Here is a 20,255-nt window from a genome sequence, read left to right as displayed (position 1 = left end):
CGGGATGCTGCCTGCCTCGTGGTGCATTGCCGCATGATGCGGCAGTATGAGCTCGTAGAGCGGGTACTCGGCTACGATCCGGACGCCGATGAAAGCGCCCTGAACCGCGCTTATGTATTTTCTATGAAGGCGCACGGATTGCAGTTGCGCGAGTCCGGCGACCCCTATTTTTCACATCCCGTCGAAGTCGCGGGCATCCTTTCCGAAAAGAAGCTCGACTGCGATTCGATCATCACCGGCCTGTTGCACGATACGGTCGAGGATACCGTCGCCACAATGGAGGATATCCGCTCGCTGTTCGGCGACAAGGTCGCGCGGCTGGTGGACGGGGTGACCAAGCTGAGCCAGCTGGAAACCGTGTCGGACAGGGCAAAGCAGGCGGAGAATTTTCGCAAGCTGCTGCTGGCCATGTCGGAGGACATCCGGGTCCTGCTGGTCAAGCAGGCGGATCGCCTGCACAACATGCGCACGCTGAAATATATCCGCAGCGACGCCAAGCGACACCGTATCGCCAGCGAGACGATGGATATCTATGCGCCGCTGGCCGAGCGGATCGGCATCCGTGACTGGAAAGACGAACTGGAAGACCTGTCCTTTGCCGAACTGAACCCGGATGCCCGGGGATCGATTACCAAGCGGCTGAGCTTTCTGAAACAGCGCGGCGGCGATATTGTCGGGCGCGTCAGCGCCGAACTCCAGGAGACGCTGGCGGGCCGGAATGTCCTCGCCGAGGTGTCGGGCCGGGAGAAGACGCCGTTTTCCATCTGGCGGAAAATGCGCCGCAAGCACATCGCCTTCGAACAGCTCTCGGACATCATGGGATTCCGCGTCGTCGTGGGAACCCCGGAAGAGTGCTACCAGGCCTTGGGCATCATCCACGGCCGGTATCGCGTCGTGCCCGGCCGGTTCAAGGATTATATCTCCATTCCCAAACCGAACGAATACCGGTCGCTGCACACCACGGTGATGGGACCGGAAAACCAGCGGATCGAAGTCCAGATCCGCACCCGTGAAATGCATGAGGTGGCGGAACTCGGTCTGGCGGCGCACTGGCATTTCAAGCAGGGCGTGCAGCAGGACGGGCGGCAGTACCGCTGGCTCCGGGGACTGCTGGAGATTCTGGAGCAGGCGGAGGCGCCGGAGGAATTCCTGGAAAACACCAAACTGGAAATGTTCAGCGACCAGGTGTTCTGCTTTTCGCCGAAGGGCGAACTCAAGGAACTGCCGCGCGGGGCGACGCCGGTGGATTTCGCCTATGCCGTCCATACCGAAATCGGCAATACCTGCATTGGCGCGAAGATCAACGGCGAGCGCGCACCGCTGCGTACCGAACTCAAGAATGGCGATCAGGTCGAAATCGTGACTTCCGCGGACCAGACGCCGTCGCCGGCCTGGGAAAGCTTTGTCATTTCCGGCAAGGCCAGGGCCTGCATACGCCGGTACGTCCGCTCGCAGCAGCGCGAGGAATACATGAAGCTGGGCCGCGAGATCGTCGAAAAGGCGTTTCGCCGCGAGGGCCGGGTTTTCGAGGAAAAGGCGGTCCTGGGCATCCTGCCGAAGTTTTCCTGCCGCTCCATGAGCGAATTGTACGAGGCGCTGGGCGCGGGGCAGATTACCGGCTGGGAAGTCGTGACATCCGCCTTTCCGGAGATCCGGGCATCGGAATTTGGCGCGAACGGGGCGGCAGGCCCGTCCGGGGGCGGAGAGCCGAACGAATTCGCCGTACCGATTCGCGGCCTGATCCCGGGCATGGCGGTCCATCTGGGCACCTGCTGCCATCCATTGCCCGGCGACCAGATCGTCGGCATTGCCGCGACGGGCCGGGGGCTGACGATCCACACGACGGATTGCGAAACCCTGGCCAATTTCGTCGACGTTCCCGAACAATGGGTGGACGTCCACTGGGATGCCAGCGCGCGGGATGGCAGCGGACATGTCGGCCGTCTTCTGGTGACCCTGTCGAACAGCCCGGGTGCGCTGGCGGCCCTGACCGGTGTTATCGGGCGCGGGCAGGGCAACATCACCAACCTGAAAATCAGCGACCGCTCCACCGATTTCTTTGAATTGCAGATCGACGTTGAAGTAAACAATGTCGATCAGTTGAGCGACATCATCGCCGGACTGCGGGCGGACCCGGCGGTCGGTCTCGTCGAACGCGAACGGGGCTGATTTGCCCGCTTGCGAGGAAGGTTGAAACGCCATGCGGAATAATTCGAAACTGCGCCTCGGCGTGAACATCGATCACGTGGCGACAATCCGCAACGCCCGTGAAGGCGATTATCCCGATCCGGTGCGCGCGGCGCGGATGGCCGCCGCCGCCGGCGCGGACGGAATCACGGCGCATCTGCGGGAAGACCGGCGCCATATCCGCGACGACGATATCCGGCGTATCCGCGAAGAGGTCGATGCGCCCCTGAACTTCGAGATGGCGGCGACGGAGGAAATGGTCGCCATCGCGTTGCGGTACCTGCCGCATGCGGTGTGTATCGTGCCGGAAAAACGCGAGGAGCGTACGACCGAAGGCGGGCTGGACGCCATTCGCGGCCACAATCACCTGCAACCCGTTATCCGGACACTGGCCGATGCGGGTATTCGCGTCTCGCTGTTCGTCGAGGCGGACCCGAAACAGCTCGATGCCGCGGTCGCACTCGGCGCCCCGGTCGTCGAACTGCATGCGGGCGCCTATGCCGACCTGGACGGGGCGTCGCGGGACGCGGAACTCGCGCGCATCGTCGCCGCGGCGGCCCATGCGGAAGCGATCGGCCTGGAATGCCATGTCGGCCACGGGCTGACCTATGACAATGTCGCGCCGATTGCGGAAATTACCACCGTCCGGGAGCTCAATATCGGCCATTTCCTGATCGGCGAAGCGATATTCAGCGGGCTGGATTCGGCCATTCGCCGGATGCGGTCGCTGATGGATACGGCGCGTGCCGGTTCGCAGGGCGCGCGCAGCGCATGATCATCGGGCTGGGTACCGACCTCTGCGATATATCCCGGATCGAGGAAACGCTGACGCGTTTTGCCGGGCGGTTCGAAAAGCGCCTTTACACCATACAGGAACAGGCGCGGGCCGAGCGCAGGCCGTTCAACCGCGCGGGCCGCTACGCCCAGATGTTCGCCGCCAAGGAGGCGTGTTCCAAGGCGCTTGGCACGGGTTTCCGCAAGGGGGTGTTCTGGCGCGACATGGAGGTCGTGCACCTGCCGTCGGGAAAACCTACCATGTCCCTGACCGGCGGCGCGCGGGCACGGCTGGATATGCTGACGCCGCCCGGCATGCGGGCGCATGTCGAGGTGTCGCTGACCGATGAATCGGGGCTGGCGAACGCGGTCGTGATCATTTTTGCAGTGCCGGATGTCGCGGCGAGCCTTGACACTGGCCGCAGCGGAACACCATAAACGGGCCACTTCCGGAAAAGGCGATCCATGGCGTCCAAAAATGCGCAGAATGACCCGGCAGCCAAGGCTGCGGCGGGGTCTAAGTCGGGCAGCGAAACCGTCGAAACGATCAAGACGGTTACTTATGCGATCCTTGTCGCCCTGGTCCTGCGGACTTTCCTTTTCGAGCCCTTCAATATCCCGTCGGGGTCGATGAAGCCGACGCTGCTGGTCGGCGACTATCTGTTTGTTTCAAAGTATTCATATGGTTACAGTCGGCATTCCTTCCCGTTCAGCCCGCCGCTGTTCAAGGGACGGATATTTGAAAGTGAGCCGGAACGCGGCGACGTCGCCGTGTTCAAGAAGCCGACGGACAATGAAACGGATTACATCAAGCGGATCGTCGGCCTGCCCGGCGACCGCATCCAGGTGGTCAGCGGCGTGCTGCATATCAACGGCGTACCGGTAAAACGGCGCCGCATCGGCGATTTCGCGCTGGGCGAACCGGGACCGCCGATGGTCGTGCGCTATGTGGAAACGCTGCCGAACGGCGTCGCCTATCAGATCCTCGAAGTACAGGGGGATACGGGCCGGCTCGACGACACCGATGTGTTTACCGTACCGCCGGGGCAATATTTCGCGATGGGCGACAACCGGGACAACTCGCAGGACAGCCGCGTGCTCGACGAGGTCGGCTTCATTCCGGCGGAAAACCTGGTCGGCAAGGCTCAGTTCCTGTTTTTCTCGACCAATGGCGCGGCCCGCATCTGGGAAGTCTGGAAATGGCCCGTCTCGATACGTTACGGTCGTCTGTTCAATGGTATCGACTGACCCGGGCGCCAGGGCGGCCGACCGGCTGGTGGCGGCCTTCCAGCATACCTTCCGGGATCCCGGCCTGCTGTATGAAGCGCTGACCCACGGCAGCGCCGGCGACGAGCACGGGCATAATTACGAGCGGCTGGAATTCCTGGGCGACCGGGTCCTGTCGCTGGTCATCGCGGAACTGCTGTTCCGGCAGTTTCCCGATGAGGCCGAGGGCAAGCTGGCCCGCCGGTACACGGCGCTGGTCCGGCGCGAGGCGCTGGCCGAGGTGGCGTCGGAAATCGGTCTGGGCGCGCATCTGGTTCTCAGCCGCGGCGAGGATGATTCCGGCGGCCGCGACAACCCGTCCCTGCTGGCGGATGTCTGCGAAGCGGTAATCGCGGCGCTGTACCTGGATGGCGGCCTGCCGGTCGTCGAAAACTTCATAAAGCGGTACTGGACCCCGATGATGTCCCGTTCGCTGAAACCGCCGGTCGATGCGAAAACCGCGTTGCAGGAATGGCTGCAGGGACGGGGAAGGCCGCTGCCGGTTTACCGGATCGTGGACCGCACCGGGCCGGATCATGCGCCCGAATTCACCATCGAGGTCGCCACCGAATCGGGAAAAGCGGCGGTCGGTACCGGCGCCAGCCGCCGCGTCGCCGAACAGAATGCCGCCACCGCCCTCCTGAAGATAATGGAAGCGAATGTCTGAATCTCCCGCCACGCGGTTCGGTTTCGTTGCGGTGCTCGGTGCGCCGAATGCCGGAAAATCGACCCTGATGAACAAGATCGTCGGCGCCAAGGTCTCTATCGTTTCGCCCAAGGTGCAAACCACGCGGGCGCGGGTATTGGGTATCGCCATCCGCGGCCAGACCCAGATCGTCTTCGTCGATACGCCGGGAATTTTCGAACCGAAGCGGCGGCTGGACCGTGCGATGGTCGAGGCCGCCTGGAAGGGCGCCGCCGATGCGGACATTATCGCGCTGGTCGTCGACAGCGAGCGCGGCTACGACGCCAATACACGGCGGATCGTCGAAGCCGAAGCCCTGCCGGCTGGCGGTGCGCTGCTGATCCTGAACAAGATCGACCGGATCGCGCGCACCCGGCTGCTGATCCTGGCGGACGAAATCAACGCCAGCGGCAAAATTCGCGATACGTTCATGATTTCGGCTTTGGATGGCGATGGCGTCGACGATCTGGCGCAGTATTTCGCCGACAACGTGCCGGAAGGCCCCTGGATGTTTCCCGAGGACCAGATATCCGACATGCCGATGCGGATGATGGCGGCGGAGGCGGTGCGCGAACAGCTGTTCCTGCAACTGCATCAGGAACTGCCCTATGCGCTGACCGTGGAAACGGAAGCCTGGGAAACGCTGAAGGACGGCAGCCACAAGGTGTCAGCGGTGATCATTATCGAACGCGACAGCCAGAAAGGCATGGTCCTGGGCAAGGGCGGCAGCCGCATCAAGGCGGTCGGCGAGGCGGCCCGGTTCGAACTGGAGAAAATGTTCGGCGACCGTATCCACCTGTTCCTGCACGTCAAGGTGCGCCGCGACTGGAAGGACAGGGCGGAACATTACAGCGTGATGGGGCTCGACTTTCCCAAGGGTTAATCCGGACGCCCGTTCCGGCGTCAGATCACCGAAAGGTGGCTGTTCTTCAGATCGGTAATCAGCATGTGCCCCGGCAGGTGCGTGATGCAGAAGGACGGCCTGGCATGTTCGATGGCAACCTGCGGCGTGACCCCGCAGGCCCAGAAAACCGGGATTTCATCGCCCTTCATGCGGGGCGGCGCGCCGCCGAAGGCCGGGTTTTCGATATCCGTCACGCCGATGGCTTCGGGCAGGCCGATATGGATCGGCGCGCCATGCACGTTCGGAAAGCGGCTGGTGATCTGGATCGCGCGGATGGCGTCGGCCGGTTTCATCGGCCGCATGGAAACCACGAGTTTGCCGCCGAACTTTCCGGACGGGACGGTGTCGATATTCGTGCGGTACATGGCGACGCATTCGTTGCGTTCGACATGGCGCAGCGGGATATCGTCCAGCAGCAGGGCCTCCTCGAAGGAAAATGAACAGCCGAGCGGAAACGATACCAGGTCGTCGCGCCAGTATCCGGTGATATCGTCGGTCACGTCGATTTCCCGGCCGTCCCGGAAAACCCGGTATCCCGAAAGGTCGGTGCGCAGGTCGATATCCTTGCCCAGCGAGGGCAGGCTCGTGTCGCCCGGCGCGCCGATGGCCAGCATGGGGCAGGGTTTGGGATTCAGCTGGCAGAACGTCTGGAACGCCTGCGCATCCGACGCCGGCATGATGGCGAGGTTCGCCTGGACGTATCCGGGCGCGAGCCCCGCCGTATGGGTGCGGTGCGCACCGCCGCGGATCGCAAGCCGCGCCGCATGCCCGGGATTGTCCGCCTGTTGCGCCAGGGCGGTGACTGTCGCTTCCATGCCGGCATCCTCCATTCGGTATGATCGCCGACAGTCTGGCACGATCGGTTTCATCGTCAAGCAGTTCGATATGGAAATCCGCGTGATGTATAACGGCGTCATGGACTGGACCGATCAGGGCATAGTGCTTTCGGCGCGCCGGCATGGTGAATCGTCCGTGATTCTGACCGTGCTGACCGAAATGCATGGCCGGTTTTCCGGCCTCGTGCGCGGCGGGCAGTCGCGCCGCAATCGGGGCGTGCTCGAACAGGGAAATCTGGTGTCCGCGGTCTGGCGCGCCCGGCTGGAAGAACATCTCGGTAATTTCACGGTCGAACTCGTGACGGCCCATGCCGCACGGCTGCTGGACCGGGCGGAACGCCTGGCGGCGCTGAACACGGTCTGCCGGATGCTGGATGTCTGCCTTGCCGAACGCGAGGCGCATCCGGCGCTGTTCGCGGCGACAGTCGCGGTGATCGAGGCGCTGGATCGCGATGACTGGGCGGCGCATCTGGTAATCTGGGAAACCGGCCTGCTGGGCGAACTCGGCTTCGGCCTCGATCTCTCCTGCTGCGCGGCGACGGGAACGACCGACGACCTCTCCTATGTTTCGCCCCGCAGCGGCCGCGCGGTGTCCCTGTCGGCCGGCGAACCCTACCGCGACCGGTTGCTGGCCCTGCCGACCTTTCTGACCGGCAGGGGGACGGCGGGGCCGGGGGACATCATCGACGGGCTGGCCCTGAGCGGATATTTCCTCGAACGGCACGTGTATCGGCCGCAGGGCCTGCGCCTGCCCGATTCGCGTGAACGGCTGATCGAAGGATTGCGCAGAAAGTTCCGGGAGGGAGCGGCAGAACTCGACGATTGATACCAGATGTGGCATATACTGCGCATGTCCAATGCCTTATCTGGTTAGAGTTTCCTGTCATGGCCCAGTCTTCCGAAGCCGGTGAAATCCGGATCGCTCCTTTTTCCGAGGCGCTCGGCGAGCGTTACCTGTCCTATGCGCTGTCGACGATCATGTCGCGGTCGCTGCCGGATGTCCGCGACGGGCTGAAACCGGTGCACCGGCGCCTGCTTTACGCAATGCGCGAATTGCGCCTCGATCCCACGACCGGTTTCAAGAAATGCGCCCGCATCGTCGGCGATGTGATGGGCAAGTATCATCCGCATGGGGATGCGGCGATCTACGATGCGATGGTTCGGCTGGCGCAGGATTTCGCCGTCCGTTATCCGCTGGTCGACGGGCAGGGCAATTTCGGCAATATCGACGGCGATAACCCGGCGGCGATGCGCTACACCGAGGCGCGGCTGACCGAAATCGCCAAGGCGCTGCTGGACGGGATCGACGAGGACGCGGTCGATTTCCGCGACACCTATGACGGCGAAGGCGCGGAACCGGTCGTGCTGCCGGCGAATTTCCCCAACCTGCTGGCCAATGGCGCGGCGGGGATCGCGGTGGGGATGGCGACCAGCATTCCGCCGCATAATGTGGGCGAAATCTGCAATGCGCTGCTGCATCTGATCAGGCATCCGAACGCCTCGATCGACAAGCTGGCGGACTTCATCCCGGGGCCCGATTTTCCGACCGGCGGCGTGCTGGTGGAAAGCCGGGAGAACGTATTGGAGGCGTATCGGACCGGGCGCGGCGGGTTCCGCCTGCGGGCGCGCTGGCATACGGAAAAGACCCGGGGCGGCGGCTATGTCGTCGTGGTGACGGAAATCCCCTACCAGGTGCAGAAATCGAAGCTGATCGAAAAGGTCGCGGAGCTTCTGAACAACCGCAAGCTGACCATGCTGGGGGATATCCAGGACGAATCCACGACCGAAGTGCGCCTGGTGCTGGAGCCGAAAAGCCGCAATATCGACGCCACCGTGATGATGGAATCGCTGTTCCGGCAGACGGATCTGGAAACCCGCGCATCGCTGAACATGAACGTGCTCGACGCGGACCAGGTGCCGCGCGTGATGGACCTGCGCGAAGTTCTGGGCGCATTTCTGGCGCATCGCCAGGACGTGCTGATGCGGCGGACGCGGCACCGGCTCGCCAATATCGAGCGGCGGCTGGAAATCCTCGGCGGTTATCTGGTTGCCTATCTGAACCTGGATGAGGTCATCCGCATCGTGCGCGAGGAGGACGATCCGAAGGCCGAACTTATCGCGACTTTCGATCTTACGGAGCTTCAGGCGGATTCCGTGCTGAACATGCGGCTGCGCAGCCTGCGGAAGCTGGAGGAAATGGAAATCCGCAACGAGCACAAGGCGCTGAGCGGGGAACAGGCCGAACTGACCGAACTGCTCGGCAGCGAGGACCTGCGCTGGAAGGCGATAGCCGAGCAGATTTCCGCGCTGCGCAAGGATTACGGGCCGAAATCGGCGCTGGGCGCCCGGCGCACGGATATCGGCGACGTCCCGTCCGATGTGGTCGTGCCGCTGGAAGCCATGATCGACCGCGAACCGGTGACCGTGCTGTGTTCCAGGAACGGCTGGATTCGCGCCGCGCGCGGCCACCTGCAGGACACGAGCGACGTCCGCTACAAGGAAGGCGACCAGGAACGTTTCGTGTTGCATGCGGAAACAACGGACAAGGTGCTGGTCTTCGCGACGGACGGCCGGTTCTACACGCTCGGCGTCGACAAGCTGCCGGGCGGCCGCGGTTTTGGCGAACCGCTTCGGCTGATGCTCGATCTGGCGCAGGGCCACGATATCGTTTCGCTGTCCCTCTATAATCCGGACCGGAAGCTGCTGGTTGCCTCCAGCGATGGCCGGGGCTTCGTGGTGCAGGAACGGGCGGTGTTCGCGCAGACCCGGGCGGGCCGTCAGGTGCTGAACGTCTCCGGCGATGTCGAGGCCAGGATCTGTACGCCCGTGGACGGCGATACGGTTGCCGTGATCGGCGAAAACCGGAAACTGCTGCTGTTCGACGCGGCGGAACTGCCGGAAATGGCGCGCGGCCGCGGGGTTTTGCTGCAGCGCTATCGCGACGGAGGGCTGGCGGACGCCATTGTGTTCAAAAGCGAATCGGGGCTGACTTGGCAAAGCGGCGAGCGGACGCGGACCGAAACGGATCTGCGCGAATGGATGGGCAAACGGGCGCAGGCCGGCCGGCTGCCGCCGCGCGGCTTCCCGAAGAACAATAAATTCAAATAGCGGCCTACAGGGTCCTGAATTCGTCGAGCGGACGCCAGCCGGCGGGGCCGTAACCCTCGATCGGTTCGAATTTGCTCTTGTAGGACATCTTGCGGGATTCCTCGATCCAGTAGCCGAGATAGACATAGGGCAGGCGTTCGATGCGCGCCTGGTCTATCAGGGACAGGATGATGAAGCTGCCCAGGCTCCGCTTTTTCTGTTCCGGGTCAAAGAAGCTGTAGACCGCCGAGAACCCGTCGGCGGTGCGGTCGGTGAGGCAGGCTGCGACAAGCTCTCCCTCGCCGTCGCGATACTCGATGATCGCCGTATCGATCGGACTGGACGCCACCATCTCCGCATAATCCTGCCGGGTCATGCGGGCCATGTCGCCGCTGCCGTGGCGCGATCCCATGTAGCGCTGGAACAGTGCGTACTGTTCGTCGCTGGTGCGCGTTCCCCTGTCGTACCAGCGAAGGTCCGCGTTGTTGCGCAGGATGCGCCGCCAGCGCTGGCTGGTCCGGAATTCGGACGCGGCGATCCGGACCGGGATGCAGGCGTTGCAGCCGCGGCAGGACGGGCGGTAGGCGATATGGTGGCTGCGGCGGAACCCGCCCTGCGACAGGGTATCGTACCGTTCCCGCGCATCGGGTCCGGAAAGTTCGGTAAACAGCTGTTGTTCGACGCGGCCGGGCAGGTAGGGGCACGGGACGGGGCCCGAGCGATAGAAGGTCAGCGGATTCGGCTTTTCCTGCGATGTCATCGTCGGAAAAATCTACTGAATTTTCGTCGTGCGCGCAATTCGTCGCCGCCCTGGCTCATGGCCTATTCGCCGTCGTCTGTTCTGATGACGACCGTGCCGGACAGATAGTCATGCACGCAATGGCGCCGGTCGTTGAACAGCGCCGCGATCAGGATCAGCCAGCTGGTGAACGCGACCGACAGGTAGAACAGTGCGACCATTACGAAGGCCTGCAGCAGTTCAGGGCGCTGCCCCGCCTGGCCGCGGACTTCGAGCGACATGAACTGCATCCCCAGGGTGGCGGAACGGGGGCCGGCGATCATCAGGCTGTGGTAGCAAAGCGGCACGAGGGGCGCCAGAACCATCAGGCCGGACAGAATGCCGAATGACAGGAAGACAACGAACCACAGCGCGGCGAACACGACCAGCATGATCATGACATCGATCAGATACGCCACGACCCGCCGCCAGACCACGCCTTCATAAAGCTCGTCCCGGTCGATATTCATGCCGAACTTGCCGGCGCTCCGCCAGTCCAGTCGGGCATCGGATAGTACTGGCGGTTTCACGTTGTCGTTCTCCGGTCCGGTCATCTCTGTCAGATACCTTAGATTGGCCCTGCCGCTGCCGGCGACAAGGGTTACTGGACGCCGAAAATACGCGGCGGTTCCGGCAGTCTGATCTTCGGGTCGTCGGGATCCCGCAGCAGGGTGACGACCAGACGGCGATTACCCGGCGATGCGGGATCGTCGGGGAAAAGGGGATCCTTGTCCGCCATGCCGGCGACTTTCTGGAACCGCCCGATGGGAATGCCGTTCCGCTGCATTTCCCGGCGTCCCGCATTGGCCCTGTCGATGGACAGATCCCAGTTGGACTTGCCCGACGGGGAGCGGAATGGCGTGGAATCGGTATGGCCCGACAGTGAAATCCTGTTGGGCAGCCGCTCGACCACACTGGAAATCAGCAGCAGCAGCTGCCGGGTATGTTCGTGCAGCTCCGCGCCGCCCGCCTTGAACATGGAAACCCGGTCCTGGTCGATCAACTGGATTTCCAGCCCTTCGTCGGTGATCTCGATCTTGACCCCTTCATGCAGGTCGCGCAGTTCCGGCACCTGGTCCAGCGCCTGCTGGATGGCCGCTTCGGCGGCCTTGAACTGCTTCGACTCATTCTCGCGCTTGACGTTGGTGAGATTGGGCAGGTCTTCCGTGAGGTCCTGTCGCTGCACCGCTTCCTCGACCTGTTCGGAGCCGACCGTGGCGTCGGAGGTCAGAGCCACCTGCGGCGCCTGCAAATGCTCCGGAATGGGCCCGGCCTCGTTGCCGGACACGCCGCCGAACAGGCCCTCGCCGCCGCTTGAACCGGTCCGGGCCCCGATCGGCTTGAAATAGTTGGAGATGCCCTGCAGCTGCTGTTCGGTGGCGGAACTCAGCAGCCACAGCAGCAGGAAAAAGGCCATCATCGCCGTCACGAAATCCGCATAGGCGACCTTCCAGGCGCCGCCATGGGGGGCGGGGCCCGGCGGCTTGATCTTCTTGACGATCAGTTCGGGTTTTTCGTCGCCGCCGTTTGCGTCGCCCGCCATATCAGCCGTCCGTCGCGGGCGGCTGCTGATGCACCAGCAGGATGCTGATGCGCCGGTTTCGCGGCGATTTCGGATCGGCGGGGAACAGCGGGTCGGAATCGGCGCGGCCGACGACGCCGGCGATACGATCCGGATTCATGCCGGCGCCGACCATGACCCGGCGCGCGGCATTCGCCCGTTCGCCGGACAATTCCCAGCTTGTATAGGCCGCGTCGGGCGTCGTCGGCTCGGCGTCGGTATGGCCGCTGATTTCCACCGGATTGGGGAACCGCCGGACAATTCGTGTCACGACCTCGAGCAGAGCCTCGAAATAGGGCGTGAACCGGGCGCTGCCGGCCTCGAACATCGCAACCCGTTCCTGGTCGATCAACTGGATCCGGAGCCCTTCGGGGGTCTTGTCGAGCAGCAGGCTGTCCTGAAACGCCCTCGCTTCGTCGCTCTGTTCGACGGCGAGCCGCAGGTCCGCCTGGGCCTTGTTGAATTCCTCCTCCTCGCGCTTGCGGGCCTCGAAATTGACGCTTTCGGGGTTGGGTTCCTCGGACACCAGGACCGCCTCGCCCTGGCCCTGCCGCGTCTTCGGTCCCCCGGCGGTGGGAAGCGGGATGGAGACGCTGGGCGGCGAACCGGCGGAGCGCAGGGTGCCCACCGCGTTGATCGCCAGCCCGCCGAACATGCCGCTTGAACCGGATTTGTCGCCGGAAATGATGGTCTCGGGTTCGAAATAATTGGAGATGCCCTGGCGCTGTTCGTCGGTGGTGGCATTGAGCAGCCACAGCAGCAGGAAGAACGCCATCATCGCCGTCACGAAATCCGCATAGGCAACCTTCCACGCGCCCCCATGCGGCGCATGGTTCGCCTTCAGCTTCTTCTTGATGTAGATCGGTTCGAGTGCTTTTTCGTCGGCCATCGTCAGGTTCGTTCAGGTCTCGTTTCCGGACTATACGGGCGGCAGTTCGCCACAGGCTTCCTCGACTTCGGCGAAACTCGGCCGCTGGTGCGACAATAATACCTTTCGCGCGAATTCGATGCTTACCGCCGGGGCATAGCCCTGCAGATGGGCGATCAGCCCCGCCTTTATGCAGGAGAAATACACATGCTCGTCATCATGGATCCCCTTCATCGCCGCCGCCATGGGGCCGAAGAAGCCGTAGCACAGCAGAATGCCGGCGAAGGTGCCGACCAGCGCCGCGCCGATCAGGTGACCGAGCACTTCCGGCGGCTCCGTGATCGAGCCCATGGTATGAATGACGCCCAGCACGGCGGCGACGATGCCCAGACCCGGAAAGCTTTCCGCCATCGCGTTCATTGCATGCGAAACGTGTTCCGCCTCGTGATGGTGAAGTTCCAGTTCGGCGTCGATCAGGTTTTCGACTTCATGCGGGTTATCGGTGCCCAGCGTCATCAGCCGCAGGTAATCGCACAGGAAATCGACCGCGTGATGGTCGCCGTGAAATCCTGGAAACGCCTGGAACACCGTGCTCTCATGCGGGTTTTCCACATGTTGCTCCAGCGCCAGCATGCCCTTGGTGCGCGCCATGCGGAAGACCTGATACTGCATGGTCATCAGTTCCAGGTAGTCGTCTTTCTTGTATTTGGGGCCCTTGAACAGCTTGCCATAACCGGCGACGACGCCTTTGAGAACATGGGGCGGATTGGAAATAACCAGGCCGCCGATGCCCGCACCGCCAATGATAACGAATTCCAGCGGCTGCCAGAGCACGTCCATATGGCCGCCCGCGCCCATATATCCGCCGACAACGCAGCCGATTACGACAAGAATACCGACAATGACAGTCATTTACGCCCCGTTCCGCGAGATTACAGCCCGAATGTTCTGTTATGGTTAACGCAGCCTGCACAGTATACGCTAAATGGTTAATATTCTGTTCCCTTTCAGCCAATTTCGCGTGTTTACAGCGCGTGTGCCGGTTCAGCCCTGGCGATTGGTATCCAGCAACCGCCGGGTCGGGAAGCCGGCGGCCTCGAGCTTCGCAATGATTTCCTGCGCATGGGCGTCGTCCCGGGTTTCGACGACGGCGTCCAGTTCGGCCAGTTTCAGCGGCACGTCATAGAACATGCGCTGGTGCAGGATTTCGACGATATTGCCGCCGGCGCGGGCGATCTCGCCGGTGACCCGCGCCAGGGTGCCCGGCTGATCGGAAATTGTGACCCGCAGCCGCGCCATATGGCCGGAACGGGCCAGGCCGCGCATCAGGGCGGATGCCAGCAGCCGCGCGTCGATATTGGCGCCGGTAACGACCAGACAGACCCGCTTCCCGGTGAAACGTTCCGGATTGGCGCAGAGCGCGGCCAGCGGCGTGGCGCCGGCCCCTTCGGCGACGGTCCGGCCGGTTGTCAGCATGGTCTGCACGGCGGTTTCGATTTCCGCCTCGTTGACGATCAGGATGTCCGCGGCCAGTTCCCGCACGATGGCAAGGGTCAGGGCGCCGGGCGATTTGACGGAAATGCCGTCGGCGAGGCTGACTCCGCCGACCGGCGGCTCCAGCGCGTGCAGCATATTGTACATGGACGGGTAAAGTTCGGCCTCGACGCCGACGACCTCGGTAGCGGGGCGGATATGTTTCGCGGCTATCGCGATCCCGGAAATGATTCCGCCGCCGCCGACCGGCACGACGATCGTGTCCGGATCCGGCATATCGGCCAGAATTTCCATGCCGATTGTGCCTTGCCCGGCAATGATTTTCGGGTCGTTATAGGGATGGACGAATGTCAGGCGCCGCTCGGCGGCCAGGTCGTTGGCGAAGGGTTCCGCCGCATTGACGCTGTCCCCGTGCAGCAGCACCTCTGCGCCGAACTCCCGGGTACGGCGGATCTTCGTGAACGGCGTGCCTTCGGGCATCACAATGGTGGCCGGAATGCCCAGCCGCTGCGCGTGATAGGCGACGCCCTGCGCGTGGTTGCCGGCGGATACCGCGATGACGCCGCGGGCGGTCTGTTCCGCGTCCAGGCTCTTCAGCTTGACCAGCGATCCCCGGTCCTTGAAGGAACCGGTCCGCTGCAGCGTTTCCAGTTTCAGGAAGACGTCGGCGCCCGTCAGGGCGGACAGGGAGGGCGAATGTACGGTCGGCGTGCGGACAACCTCGCCCTCCAGCGTCGCGGCGGCCTGGCGGATGTCGTCCATCGTGACTGTCATCGAATGCACCGTCAGCGCCGGGTGTTCAGCGTCTTCGCCGCCTCCAGCGCGAAATAGGTCAGGATACCGTCCGCGCCCGCGCGCTTGAATCCCAGCAGCGATTCCAGGATCACCTTCTCGTCCAGCCAGCCACGGTCGACCGTGCCGCGCAGCATCGCATATTCGCCGCTGACCTGATAGACGAAGGTCGGCATGGCGAAGGTTTCCTTCACGCGCTGCAGAATATCCAGATACGGCATGCCCGGCTTGACCATGACCATGTCGGCGCCTTCCTGGATGTCCATGCGGACCTCGCGCAGCGCCTCGTCGCTGTTGGCCGGGTCCATCTGGTAGGTGCGCTTGTCGCCGATCAGCGCCATTTTCGATCCCACCGCATCGCGGAACGGGCCGTAGAAGCCGGAGGCGTATTTCGCCGAATAGGCCATGATCCGCGTATGGTCCAGCCCGGCCTCGTCCAGCCCCCGGCGGATCGCGCCGACGCGGCCGTCCATCATGTCCGACGGCGCGATGGTGTCGCAGCCGGCCTCGGCCTGGACGATGGACTGGCGGATCAGGACTTCCAGCGTTTCGTCGTTGAGGATTTCGGCGCCGTTCATCACCCCGTCATGGCCATGGGTGGTGTAGGGGTCGAGCGCCGCGTCGCAGACCACCATGATTCCCGGCAGCGCCGCCTTGACCGCGCGCGTCGCCCGGCAGACCAGATTGTCCGGGTTGCAGGCCTCGCGCCCGTCCTCGGTCTTCTTCGCCGGGTCGGTGAAGGGGAACAGCGCGATGGCCGGAATGCCCTCGTCGGCGGCTTCCTGCACCGCTTCGGCGACGATATCCGGCGAATAGCGAAAGACGCCCGGCATCGAATCGACCGGGACTTTCCGTTTCTCGCCGTCGATAACGAAAAGCGGCCAGATGAAATCATCCGGGCTCAGCCGGTTTTCGGCGACGAGCCGGCGGACCGCGTCCTCGCGGCGGTTGCGGCGCATCCTTGTGACCGGAAAGCGGGCGTCGGGCAAATCGGGCATGGTCATACTCCTCCGGCGGCGATATTACGGGGCGGGAGTTGGGGTTACAATGCCGCAACGCCGGTTCGAATTGCCTCAAGCCCCGGGGGAAGGAACACCATGACGCTCGCCGACCGCGACCTCGACGAAGACCAGCGCGCCGTGCAGGAAATGGCGCGGAATTTCGCCGCCGCCGAACTGGCGCCGCATGCCGCCGAATGGGACGAGCAGCGGATTTTCCCGAAGGACGCGCTGCGCCGGGCGGCGGCGCTGGGGCTGGCGGGCATTTATGTGGGTGAGGAACATGGCGGTTCGGGCCTGTCGCGGCTGGATTCCGCGGTGGTGTTCGAGGCGCTGTCCGGCGGCTGCGTTTCCACCGCGGCCTATCTGTCGATCCATAACATGGTGAGCTGGATGATCGACCGCTTCGGCAACGACGACCAGCGCGCGAAATTCCTGCCCCGGCTGACGCGGATGGACCTGTTCGCCAGCTACTGCCTCACCGAACCCGGCGCCGGTTCCGACGCCGCCTCGCTGCGGACCAGGGCGGTGCACGACGGCGACCACTATGTGATCAACGGGTCCAAGGCGTTCATTTCCGGCAGCGGGGCGTCCGACCTGTATCTCTGCATGGTGCGCACCGGGGAAGCGGGGCCGAAGGGCATATCCTGCGTCGTGGTGGAAAAGGATGCGCCGGGGCTCAGCTTCGGAGCGCAGGAACGCAAGATGGGCTGGAACAGCCAGCCAACCGCCGCCGTGATCTTCGAGGATTGCCGCGTGCCGGTATCCAACCGTATCGGCGGGGAAGGCGAGGGGTTCCGCATCGCCATGCAGGGACTGGATGGCGGACGGCTCAATATCGGCGCCTGTTCGCTGGGCGGGGCGGGGGTCTGCCTCGACCTCGCGCGGGAGCACCTGAAATCGCGCAAACAGTTCGGCAGACCGCTGGCGGATTTCCAGGCGCTGCAGTTCAAGCTGGCCGACATGGCGACCGAACTGGAAGCCGCCCGGCTGATGATCCGCAAGGCCGCCGCCGCGCTGGACGCGGGCGACCCGGACGCGACGCAATACTGCGCCATGGCCAAGCGCTTCGCCACCGACGCCGGCTTCGCCATCTGCAACGAAGCGCTGCAGATCCATGGCGGCTACGGCTATCTGCGGGATTGCCCGGTCGAACGCCATGTGCGCGACCTGCGGGTTCATCAGGTCCTTGAAGGAACCAACGAAATCATGCGTGTCATCATAGCCAGAAGGTTGCTGCAGGAATGAACCGGAACACCGACGTCCTTTTCGACAATCGCGACGGCATCGCCGTCATCACCCTGAACCGGCCGCAGGCGCTGAACGCGCTGACCATGGCCATGGTCGATACGCTGTATGACCGGATGGCCGAATGGGCGGTGGATGAATCCGTCCGCGCGGTGGTCATCCGCGGGGCGGGAGACCGCGCCTTCTGCGCCGGCGGCGATGTGGTGGCCGTGGCCGAATCCCGCAACGAACCCGGCAATACACTGCGCGAGGATTTCTTCCGCACCGAATACCGGATGAACCGGCTGATCCATCATTTCCCCAAGCCCTATATCGCGCTGATGCACGGGGTGACGATGGGCGGCGGGGTCGGGCTGTCCGTGCACGGCCATTGCCGCGTCGTCACCGAACGGACGATGCTGGCCATGCCGGAAACCGGTATCGGGCTGTTCCCGGATGTCGGCGGCTCGCATTTCCTGCCTCGCTGTCCCGGCGCCATCGGGCTGTATCTGGCGCTGACCGGCGCGCGACTGAACGCGGCGGACTGCCTCTATGCGGGCATCGCCGACAGCCTGATTCCGGTGGCCGAACACGACTCCCTGATCGACGATCTGCGCGGCGGCGCCGATCTCGACATGGCCTTTGCTGCCCGCGCGGCCGAACCGGGCCCCTCGGCGCTGGAAGCGGAGCGCGAAGCCATCGACCGCTGCTTTTCGAAGAATAGTGTCGAGGAAATCGAAGCCGCTCTGGCGGCCGAGGGCACCGACTGGGCCGTCCGGATGCGGCACCATATGGCGGACAAATCCCCGCTCTGCCAGAAGATCGCGATGCGCCAGCTGCGCGAGGGCGCATCGCTGGATTTCGACGCCTGCATGATGATGGAATACCGCCTCAGCCAGCACTGCATGGCCGGCCACGATTTCTTCGAAGGCGTCCGCGCCCTGCTGGTCGACAAGGACAAGAAGCCGCAATGGCAGCCCGCGACGCTGGGCGAGGTGAGCGACGCGATGGTGGACGGGTATTTCGCGCCGCTGGGGGAGAAGGAACTGACGTTTTAGAAAAGAGTAAAGACTGGTCTGTATGGCGGTGTACCTCGGCCGGGCGCACCGTTGATGCGCCTGGACCCCGCATCGGGTGCGGGGTGACGGGTCTGGAAAGTATCGCGGGCCGGTGCCAGTCTCCGATGCCTGTCATCCCGCACCCGATGCGGGATCCAGCGTCCAACCGCACCAGGTTCCATAAGGGACGGCACTTGCCATGCCTTATTACGTCTACATTCTCGCCAGCCGCAAATACGGTACCCTGTACACCGGTGTAACCAACGACATCATCCGTCGGGTTTATGAACACCGCGAAGGCCTCGTCGCGGGCTTTACCCAAATACATGGCGTCAAGAATCTCGTCTATTTCGAAACGCATGGCCGTATAGAGGACGCCATTCTGCGGGAGAAGAAAATCAAACGCTGGCGTCGCGCGTGGAAAGTTGCACTGATCGAACGAGAAAATCCGGGCTGGAAGGATCTGTACGGCGGACTGTCGGCCTGACGGCCGGGCGCGCTAAAGACGTGCCTGGACCCCGCATCGGGTGCGGGGTGACAGTTGGCGAGAGTTGCCACCATCTGGAAAATCGACATAACCTGTCATCCCGCACTTCATGCGGGATCCGTGCCCGGCTTGACGCCTGCGCCGCCGCGTCATTGACTGTCGGCCTCTGCACCAACGAAAGGATATCCTGATGCGCGCAGTTGGATTGATGACCCATGGCGGTCCCGAAGTCCTGAAAGTCGTCGAGGTGCCGGAGACCCATGCGGGGCCCGGACAAGTGCGTATCCGGGTCCAGGCGGCGGCGGTGAATCCGACCGATACGCTGGCCCGCAACGGGTCGCGCGCCGAAGTGCAAAAGGTCGACCCGCCGCCCTATGTGCCGGGCATGGACGTGGCCGGAATCGTCGACGAGGTCGGCGACGGCGTCGATACCGGCGTGAAGGTCGGCGACGCGGTCATGGCGATCGTGGTCCCGAAAGCCGATCATGGCGGGTACCGGGAGCAGATCGTCCTGAATGCCCGCTCGGTGACCCGTATTCCGGCGGGTACGACGACGGTCCAGGCCTGCACGCTGCCGATGAACGGGCTGACCGCGCGGCAGTCGCTCGACCTGCTGGCGCTGAAGCCGGGACAGGTGCTGGCGGTGACCGGGGCGGCGGGGGCCTATGGCGGCTATGTCGTTCAACTGGCGAAGGCGGAGGGGCTGACCGTGATCGCCGATGCCTCGGAAGCCGATGAAGCGCTCGTCAAATCGCTCGGCGCCGATATCGTGGTGCGCCGTGGCGATGACGTGGCCGAGCGTATCCGCGCCCATTTCCCCGACGGGGTCGACGGGCTGGCGGATGGCGCGGTGCTGAACGAAAAGGCGATCCCGGCGGTACGCGACGGCGGCGCCTTCACGGCCGTGCGGGGGTTCACGGGCGATGGCCAGCGCGGCATCCGCTTCGCGCCGACCCAGGTGCGCAATTACGACGGCGAATGGGAAAAGCTGGATACGCTGCGGCAACAGGCGGAAGCCGGAGTGCTGACCCTGCGCGTGGCCGAGACCTACCCGCCGGAACGCGCCGGCGAGGCGCACCGGCGGCTCGAGGCCGGAGGCACGCGAGGGCGGCTCGTCATCTGCTTCTGATTCTGCTTCTGATTCGGGTCCCGTCGATCCCCGTCCGTTGGGGGGCTGGACAGACGCGGGGCGCTATGCGCTGAATATGCAGGTCGGCCCGGTCGGGCGACCTGCTCGCGTTGCGTGTTCCATA

General features: G+C 63.9%; 20 protein-coding genes. 12 read left to right on the top strand and 8 right to left on the bottom strand.

Annotated elements, in window-relative coordinates; genetic code table 11:
- The first annotated feature begins 33 nt into the window (after nt 1-33).
- From WD767_10930 to era, 6 genes are read left to right on the top strand one after another with little or no spacing between them, the layout of a single operon-like run.
- On the top strand, nt 34-2,169 hold the full coding sequence (locus tag WD767_10930) for a bifunctional (p)ppGpp synthetase/guanosine-3',5'-bis(diphosphate) 3'-pyrophosphohydrolase (GenBank protein ID MEX2616601.1): 2,136 nt from the start codon (nt 34-36) through the stop codon (nt 2,167-2,169).
- Between the two features lie 31 nt (nt 2,170-2,200).
- Nucleotides 2,201-2,962, top strand: coding sequence for a pyridoxine 5'-phosphate synthase (locus WD767_10925; GenBank protein MEX2616600.1), 762 nt, complete (start codon nt 2,201-2,203; stop codon nt 2,960-2,962).
- Nucleotides 2,959-3,399, top strand: coding sequence for a holo-ACP synthase (gene acpS, locus WD767_10920; GenBank protein MEX2616599.1), 441 nt, complete (start codon nt 2,959-2,961; stop codon nt 3,397-3,399). Before WD767_10925 ends, acpS begins: the two co-directional genes overlap by 4 nt.
- A gap of 27 nt (nt 3,400-3,426) precedes the next feature.
- The gene (gene lepB, locus WD767_10915) at nt 3,427-4,209 is read left to right on the top strand and encodes a signal peptidase I (protein MEX2616598.1); all 783 of its coding nucleotides are present in this window, start codon (nt 3,427-3,429) and stop codon (nt 4,207-4,209) included.
- The gene (gene rnc, locus WD767_10910; GenBank protein ID MEX2616597.1) at nt 4,196-4,894 is read left to right on the top strand and encodes a ribonuclease III; all 699 of its coding nucleotides are present in this window, start codon (nt 4,196-4,198) and stop codon (nt 4,892-4,894) included. The genes lepB and rnc overlap by 14 nt, the downstream gene beginning before the upstream one ends.
- Nucleotides 4,887-5,795, top strand: coding sequence for a GTPase Era (gene era, locus WD767_10905; GenBank protein ID MEX2616596.1), 909 nt, complete (start codon nt 4,887-4,889; stop codon nt 5,793-5,795). The genes rnc and era overlap by 8 nt, the downstream gene beginning before the upstream one ends.
- A 20-nt stretch (nt 5,796-5,815) precedes the next feature.
- Here era and WD767_10900 read toward each other — a convergent pair whose 3' ends face one another.
- Entirely contained in the window at nt 5,816-6,631 is an 816-nt protein-coding gene (locus WD767_10900; protein ID MEX2616595.1) for a putative hydro-lyase, read from the bottom strand.
- On the opposite strand from WD767_10900, the gene recO reads away from it, so the two are divergent.
- Together recO and parC are read left to right on the top strand one after the other, a co-directional pair.
- Nucleotides 6,630-7,478 (top strand): DNA repair protein RecO, encoded by an 849-nt coding sequence (gene recO, locus WD767_10895; GenBank protein MEX2616594.1) that lies wholly within the window; start codon nt 6,630-6,632, stop codon nt 7,476-7,478. The genes WD767_10900 and recO overlap by 2 nt on opposite strands.
- A gap of 59 nt (nt 7,479-7,537) precedes the next feature.
- Nucleotides 7,538-9,760: a DNA topoisomerase IV subunit A gene (gene parC, locus WD767_10890; protein ID MEX2616593.1), complete on the top strand. Its 2,223-nt coding sequence runs from the start codon at nt 7,538-7,540 to the stop codon at nt 9,758-9,760.
- A gap of 4 nt (nt 9,761-9,764) precedes the next feature.
- Here parC and WD767_10885 read toward each other — a convergent pair whose 3' ends face one another.
- The 7 genes from WD767_10885 to hemB form a co-directional block, all read right to left on the bottom strand.
- Nucleotides 9,765-10,499, bottom strand: a complete 735-nt coding sequence (locus WD767_10885; GenBank protein MEX2616592.1) for an arginyltransferase — start codon at nt 10,497-10,499, stop codon at nt 9,765-9,767.
- A gap of 62 nt (nt 10,500-10,561) precedes the next feature.
- Complete coding sequence (locus WD767_10880) at nt 10,562-11,047, bottom strand: RDD family protein (GenBank protein ID MEX2616591.1); 486 nt, start codon at nt 11,045-11,047, stop codon at nt 10,562-10,564.
- Between the two features lie 71 nt (nt 11,048-11,118).
- Nucleotides 11,119-12,060 carry a flagellar motor protein MotB gene (locus WD767_10875; protein ID MEX2616590.1) on the bottom strand — a complete coding sequence of 314 codons (942 nt, stop codon included), beginning with the start codon at nt 12,058-12,060 and terminating at the stop codon, nt 11,119-11,121.
- 1 nt (nt 12,061) lies between these two features.
- Nucleotides 12,062-12,967: a flagellar motor protein MotB gene (locus WD767_10870; protein ID MEX2616589.1), complete on the bottom strand. Its 906-nt coding sequence runs from the start codon at nt 12,965-12,967 to the stop codon at nt 12,062-12,064.
- 30 nt (nt 12,968-12,997) lie between these two features.
- On the bottom strand, nt 12,998-13,858 hold the full coding sequence (motA, locus tag WD767_10865) for a flagellar motor stator protein MotA (protein MEX2616588.1): 861 nt from the start codon (nt 13,856-13,858) through the stop codon (nt 12,998-13,000).
- A 132-nt stretch (nt 13,859-13,990) separates the two neighbouring features.
- Entirely contained in the window at nt 13,991-15,214 is a 1,224-nt protein-coding gene (locus WD767_10860; GenBank protein ID MEX2616587.1) for a threonine ammonia-lyase, read from the bottom strand.
- 11 nt (nt 15,215-15,225) lie between these two features.
- Nucleotides 15,226-16,230 (bottom strand): porphobilinogen synthase, encoded by a 1,005-nt coding sequence (gene hemB, locus WD767_10855; GenBank protein ID MEX2616586.1) that lies wholly within the window; start codon nt 16,228-16,230, stop codon nt 15,226-15,228.
- A gap of 99 nt (nt 16,231-16,329) precedes the next feature.
- Between hemB and WD767_10850 the strand changes: the two genes are divergently transcribed.
- The 4 genes from WD767_10850 to WD767_10835 all read left to right on the top strand — a co-directional run bounded on the left by WD767_10850 (nt 16,330) and on the right by WD767_10835 (nt 20,131).
- Nucleotides 16,330-17,478, top strand: a complete 1,149-nt coding sequence (locus WD767_10850; GenBank protein ID MEX2616585.1) for an isobutyryl-CoA dehydrogenase — start codon at nt 16,330-16,332, stop codon at nt 17,476-17,478.
- On the top strand, nt 17,475-18,515 hold the full coding sequence (locus tag WD767_10845) for an enoyl-CoA hydratase/isomerase family protein (protein MEX2616584.1): 1,041 nt from the start codon (nt 17,475-17,477) through the stop codon (nt 18,513-18,515). Before WD767_10850 ends, WD767_10845 begins: the two co-directional genes overlap by 4 nt.
- 199 nt (nt 18,516-18,714) lie before the next feature.
- Nucleotides 18,715-19,002, top strand: coding sequence for a GIY-YIG nuclease family protein (locus tag WD767_10840; GenBank protein ID MEX2616583.1), 288 nt, complete (start codon nt 18,715-18,717; stop codon nt 19,000-19,002).
- Nucleotides 19,003-19,192: 190 nt separating this feature from the next.
- A complete protein-coding gene (locus WD767_10835) occupies nt 19,193-20,131 on the top strand; it encodes an NADP-dependent oxidoreductase (GenBank protein MEX2616582.1) in 939 nt (312 codons plus the stop codon).
- The last annotated feature ends 124 nt before the right edge of the window (nt 20,132-20,255 follow it).

The sequence above is a fragment of the Alphaproteobacteria bacterium genome, assembly GCA_040905865.1.
Lineage (GTDB): Bacteria > Pseudomonadota > Alphaproteobacteria > UBA8366.
Note: the sequence above shows the minus strand (reverse complement) of the source record. Positions and strands in the feature narration are given on the sequence as shown.

Excerpts from the sequence above, each read along its gene's own strand:
- WD767_10930 (MEX2616601.1), top strand. The coding sequence starts at position 34 with ATGATGCGGCAGTATGAGCTCGTAGAGCGGGTACTCGGCTACGATCCG.
- WD767_10925 (MEX2616600.1), top strand. The coding sequence starts at position 2,201 with ATGCGGAATAATTCGAAACTGCGCCTCGGCGTGAACATCGATCACGTG.
- acpS (MEX2616599.1), top strand. The coding sequence starts at position 2,959 with ATGATCATCGGGCTGGGTACCGACCTCTGCGATATATCCCGGATCGAG.
- lepB (MEX2616598.1), top strand. The coding sequence starts at position 3,427 with ATGGCGTCCAAAAATGCGCAGAATGACCCGGCAGCCAAGGCTGCGGCG.
- rnc (MEX2616597.1), top strand. The coding sequence starts at position 4,196 with ATGGTATCGACTGACCCGGGCGCCAGGGCGGCCGACCGGCTGGTGGCG.
- era (MEX2616596.1), top strand. The coding sequence starts at position 4,887 with ATGTCTGAATCTCCCGCCACGCGGTTCGGTTTCGTTGCGGTGCTCGGT.
- recO (MEX2616594.1), top strand. The coding sequence starts at position 6,630 with ATGCCGGCATCCTCCATTCGGTATGATCGCCGACAGTCTGGCACGATC.
- WD767_10900 (MEX2616595.1), bottom strand. The coding sequence starts at position 6,631 with ATGGAAGCGACAGTCACCGCCCTGGCGCAACAGGCGGACAATCCCGGG.
- parC (MEX2616593.1), top strand. The coding sequence starts at position 7,538 with ATGGCCCAGTCTTCCGAAGCCGGTGAAATCCGGATCGCTCCTTTTTCC.
- WD767_10885 (MEX2616592.1), bottom strand. The coding sequence starts at position 10,499 with ATGACATCGCAGGAAAAGCCGAATCCGCTGACCTTCTATCGCTCGGGC.
- WD767_10875 (MEX2616590.1), bottom strand. The coding sequence starts at position 12,060 with ATGGCGGGCGACGCAAACGGCGGCGACGAAAAACCCGAACTGATCGTC.
- WD767_10870 (MEX2616589.1), bottom strand. The coding sequence starts at position 12,967 with ATGGCCGACGAAAAAGCACTCGAACCGATCTACATCAAGAAGAAGCTG.
- motA (MEX2616588.1), bottom strand. The coding sequence starts at position 13,858 with ATGACTGTCATTGTCGGTATTCTTGTCGTAATCGGCTGCGTTGTCGGC.
- WD767_10860 (MEX2616587.1), bottom strand. The coding sequence starts at position 15,214 with ATGACAGTCACGATGGACGACATCCGCCAGGCCGCCGCGACGCTGGAG.
- hemB (MEX2616586.1), bottom strand. The coding sequence starts at position 16,230 with ATGCCCGATTTGCCCGACGCCCGCTTTCCGGTCACAAGGATGCGCCGC.
- WD767_10850 (MEX2616585.1), top strand. The coding sequence starts at position 16,330 with ATGACGCTCGCCGACCGCGACCTCGACGAAGACCAGCGCGCCGTGCAG.
- WD767_10845 (MEX2616584.1), top strand. The coding sequence starts at position 17,475 with ATGAACCGGAACACCGACGTCCTTTTCGACAATCGCGACGGCATCGCC.
- WD767_10840 (MEX2616583.1), top strand. The coding sequence starts at position 18,715 with ATGCCTTATTACGTCTACATTCTCGCCAGCCGCAAATACGGTACCCTG.
- WD767_10835 (MEX2616582.1), top strand. The coding sequence starts at position 19,193 with ATGCGCGCAGTTGGATTGATGACCCATGGCGGTCCCGAAGTCCTGAAA.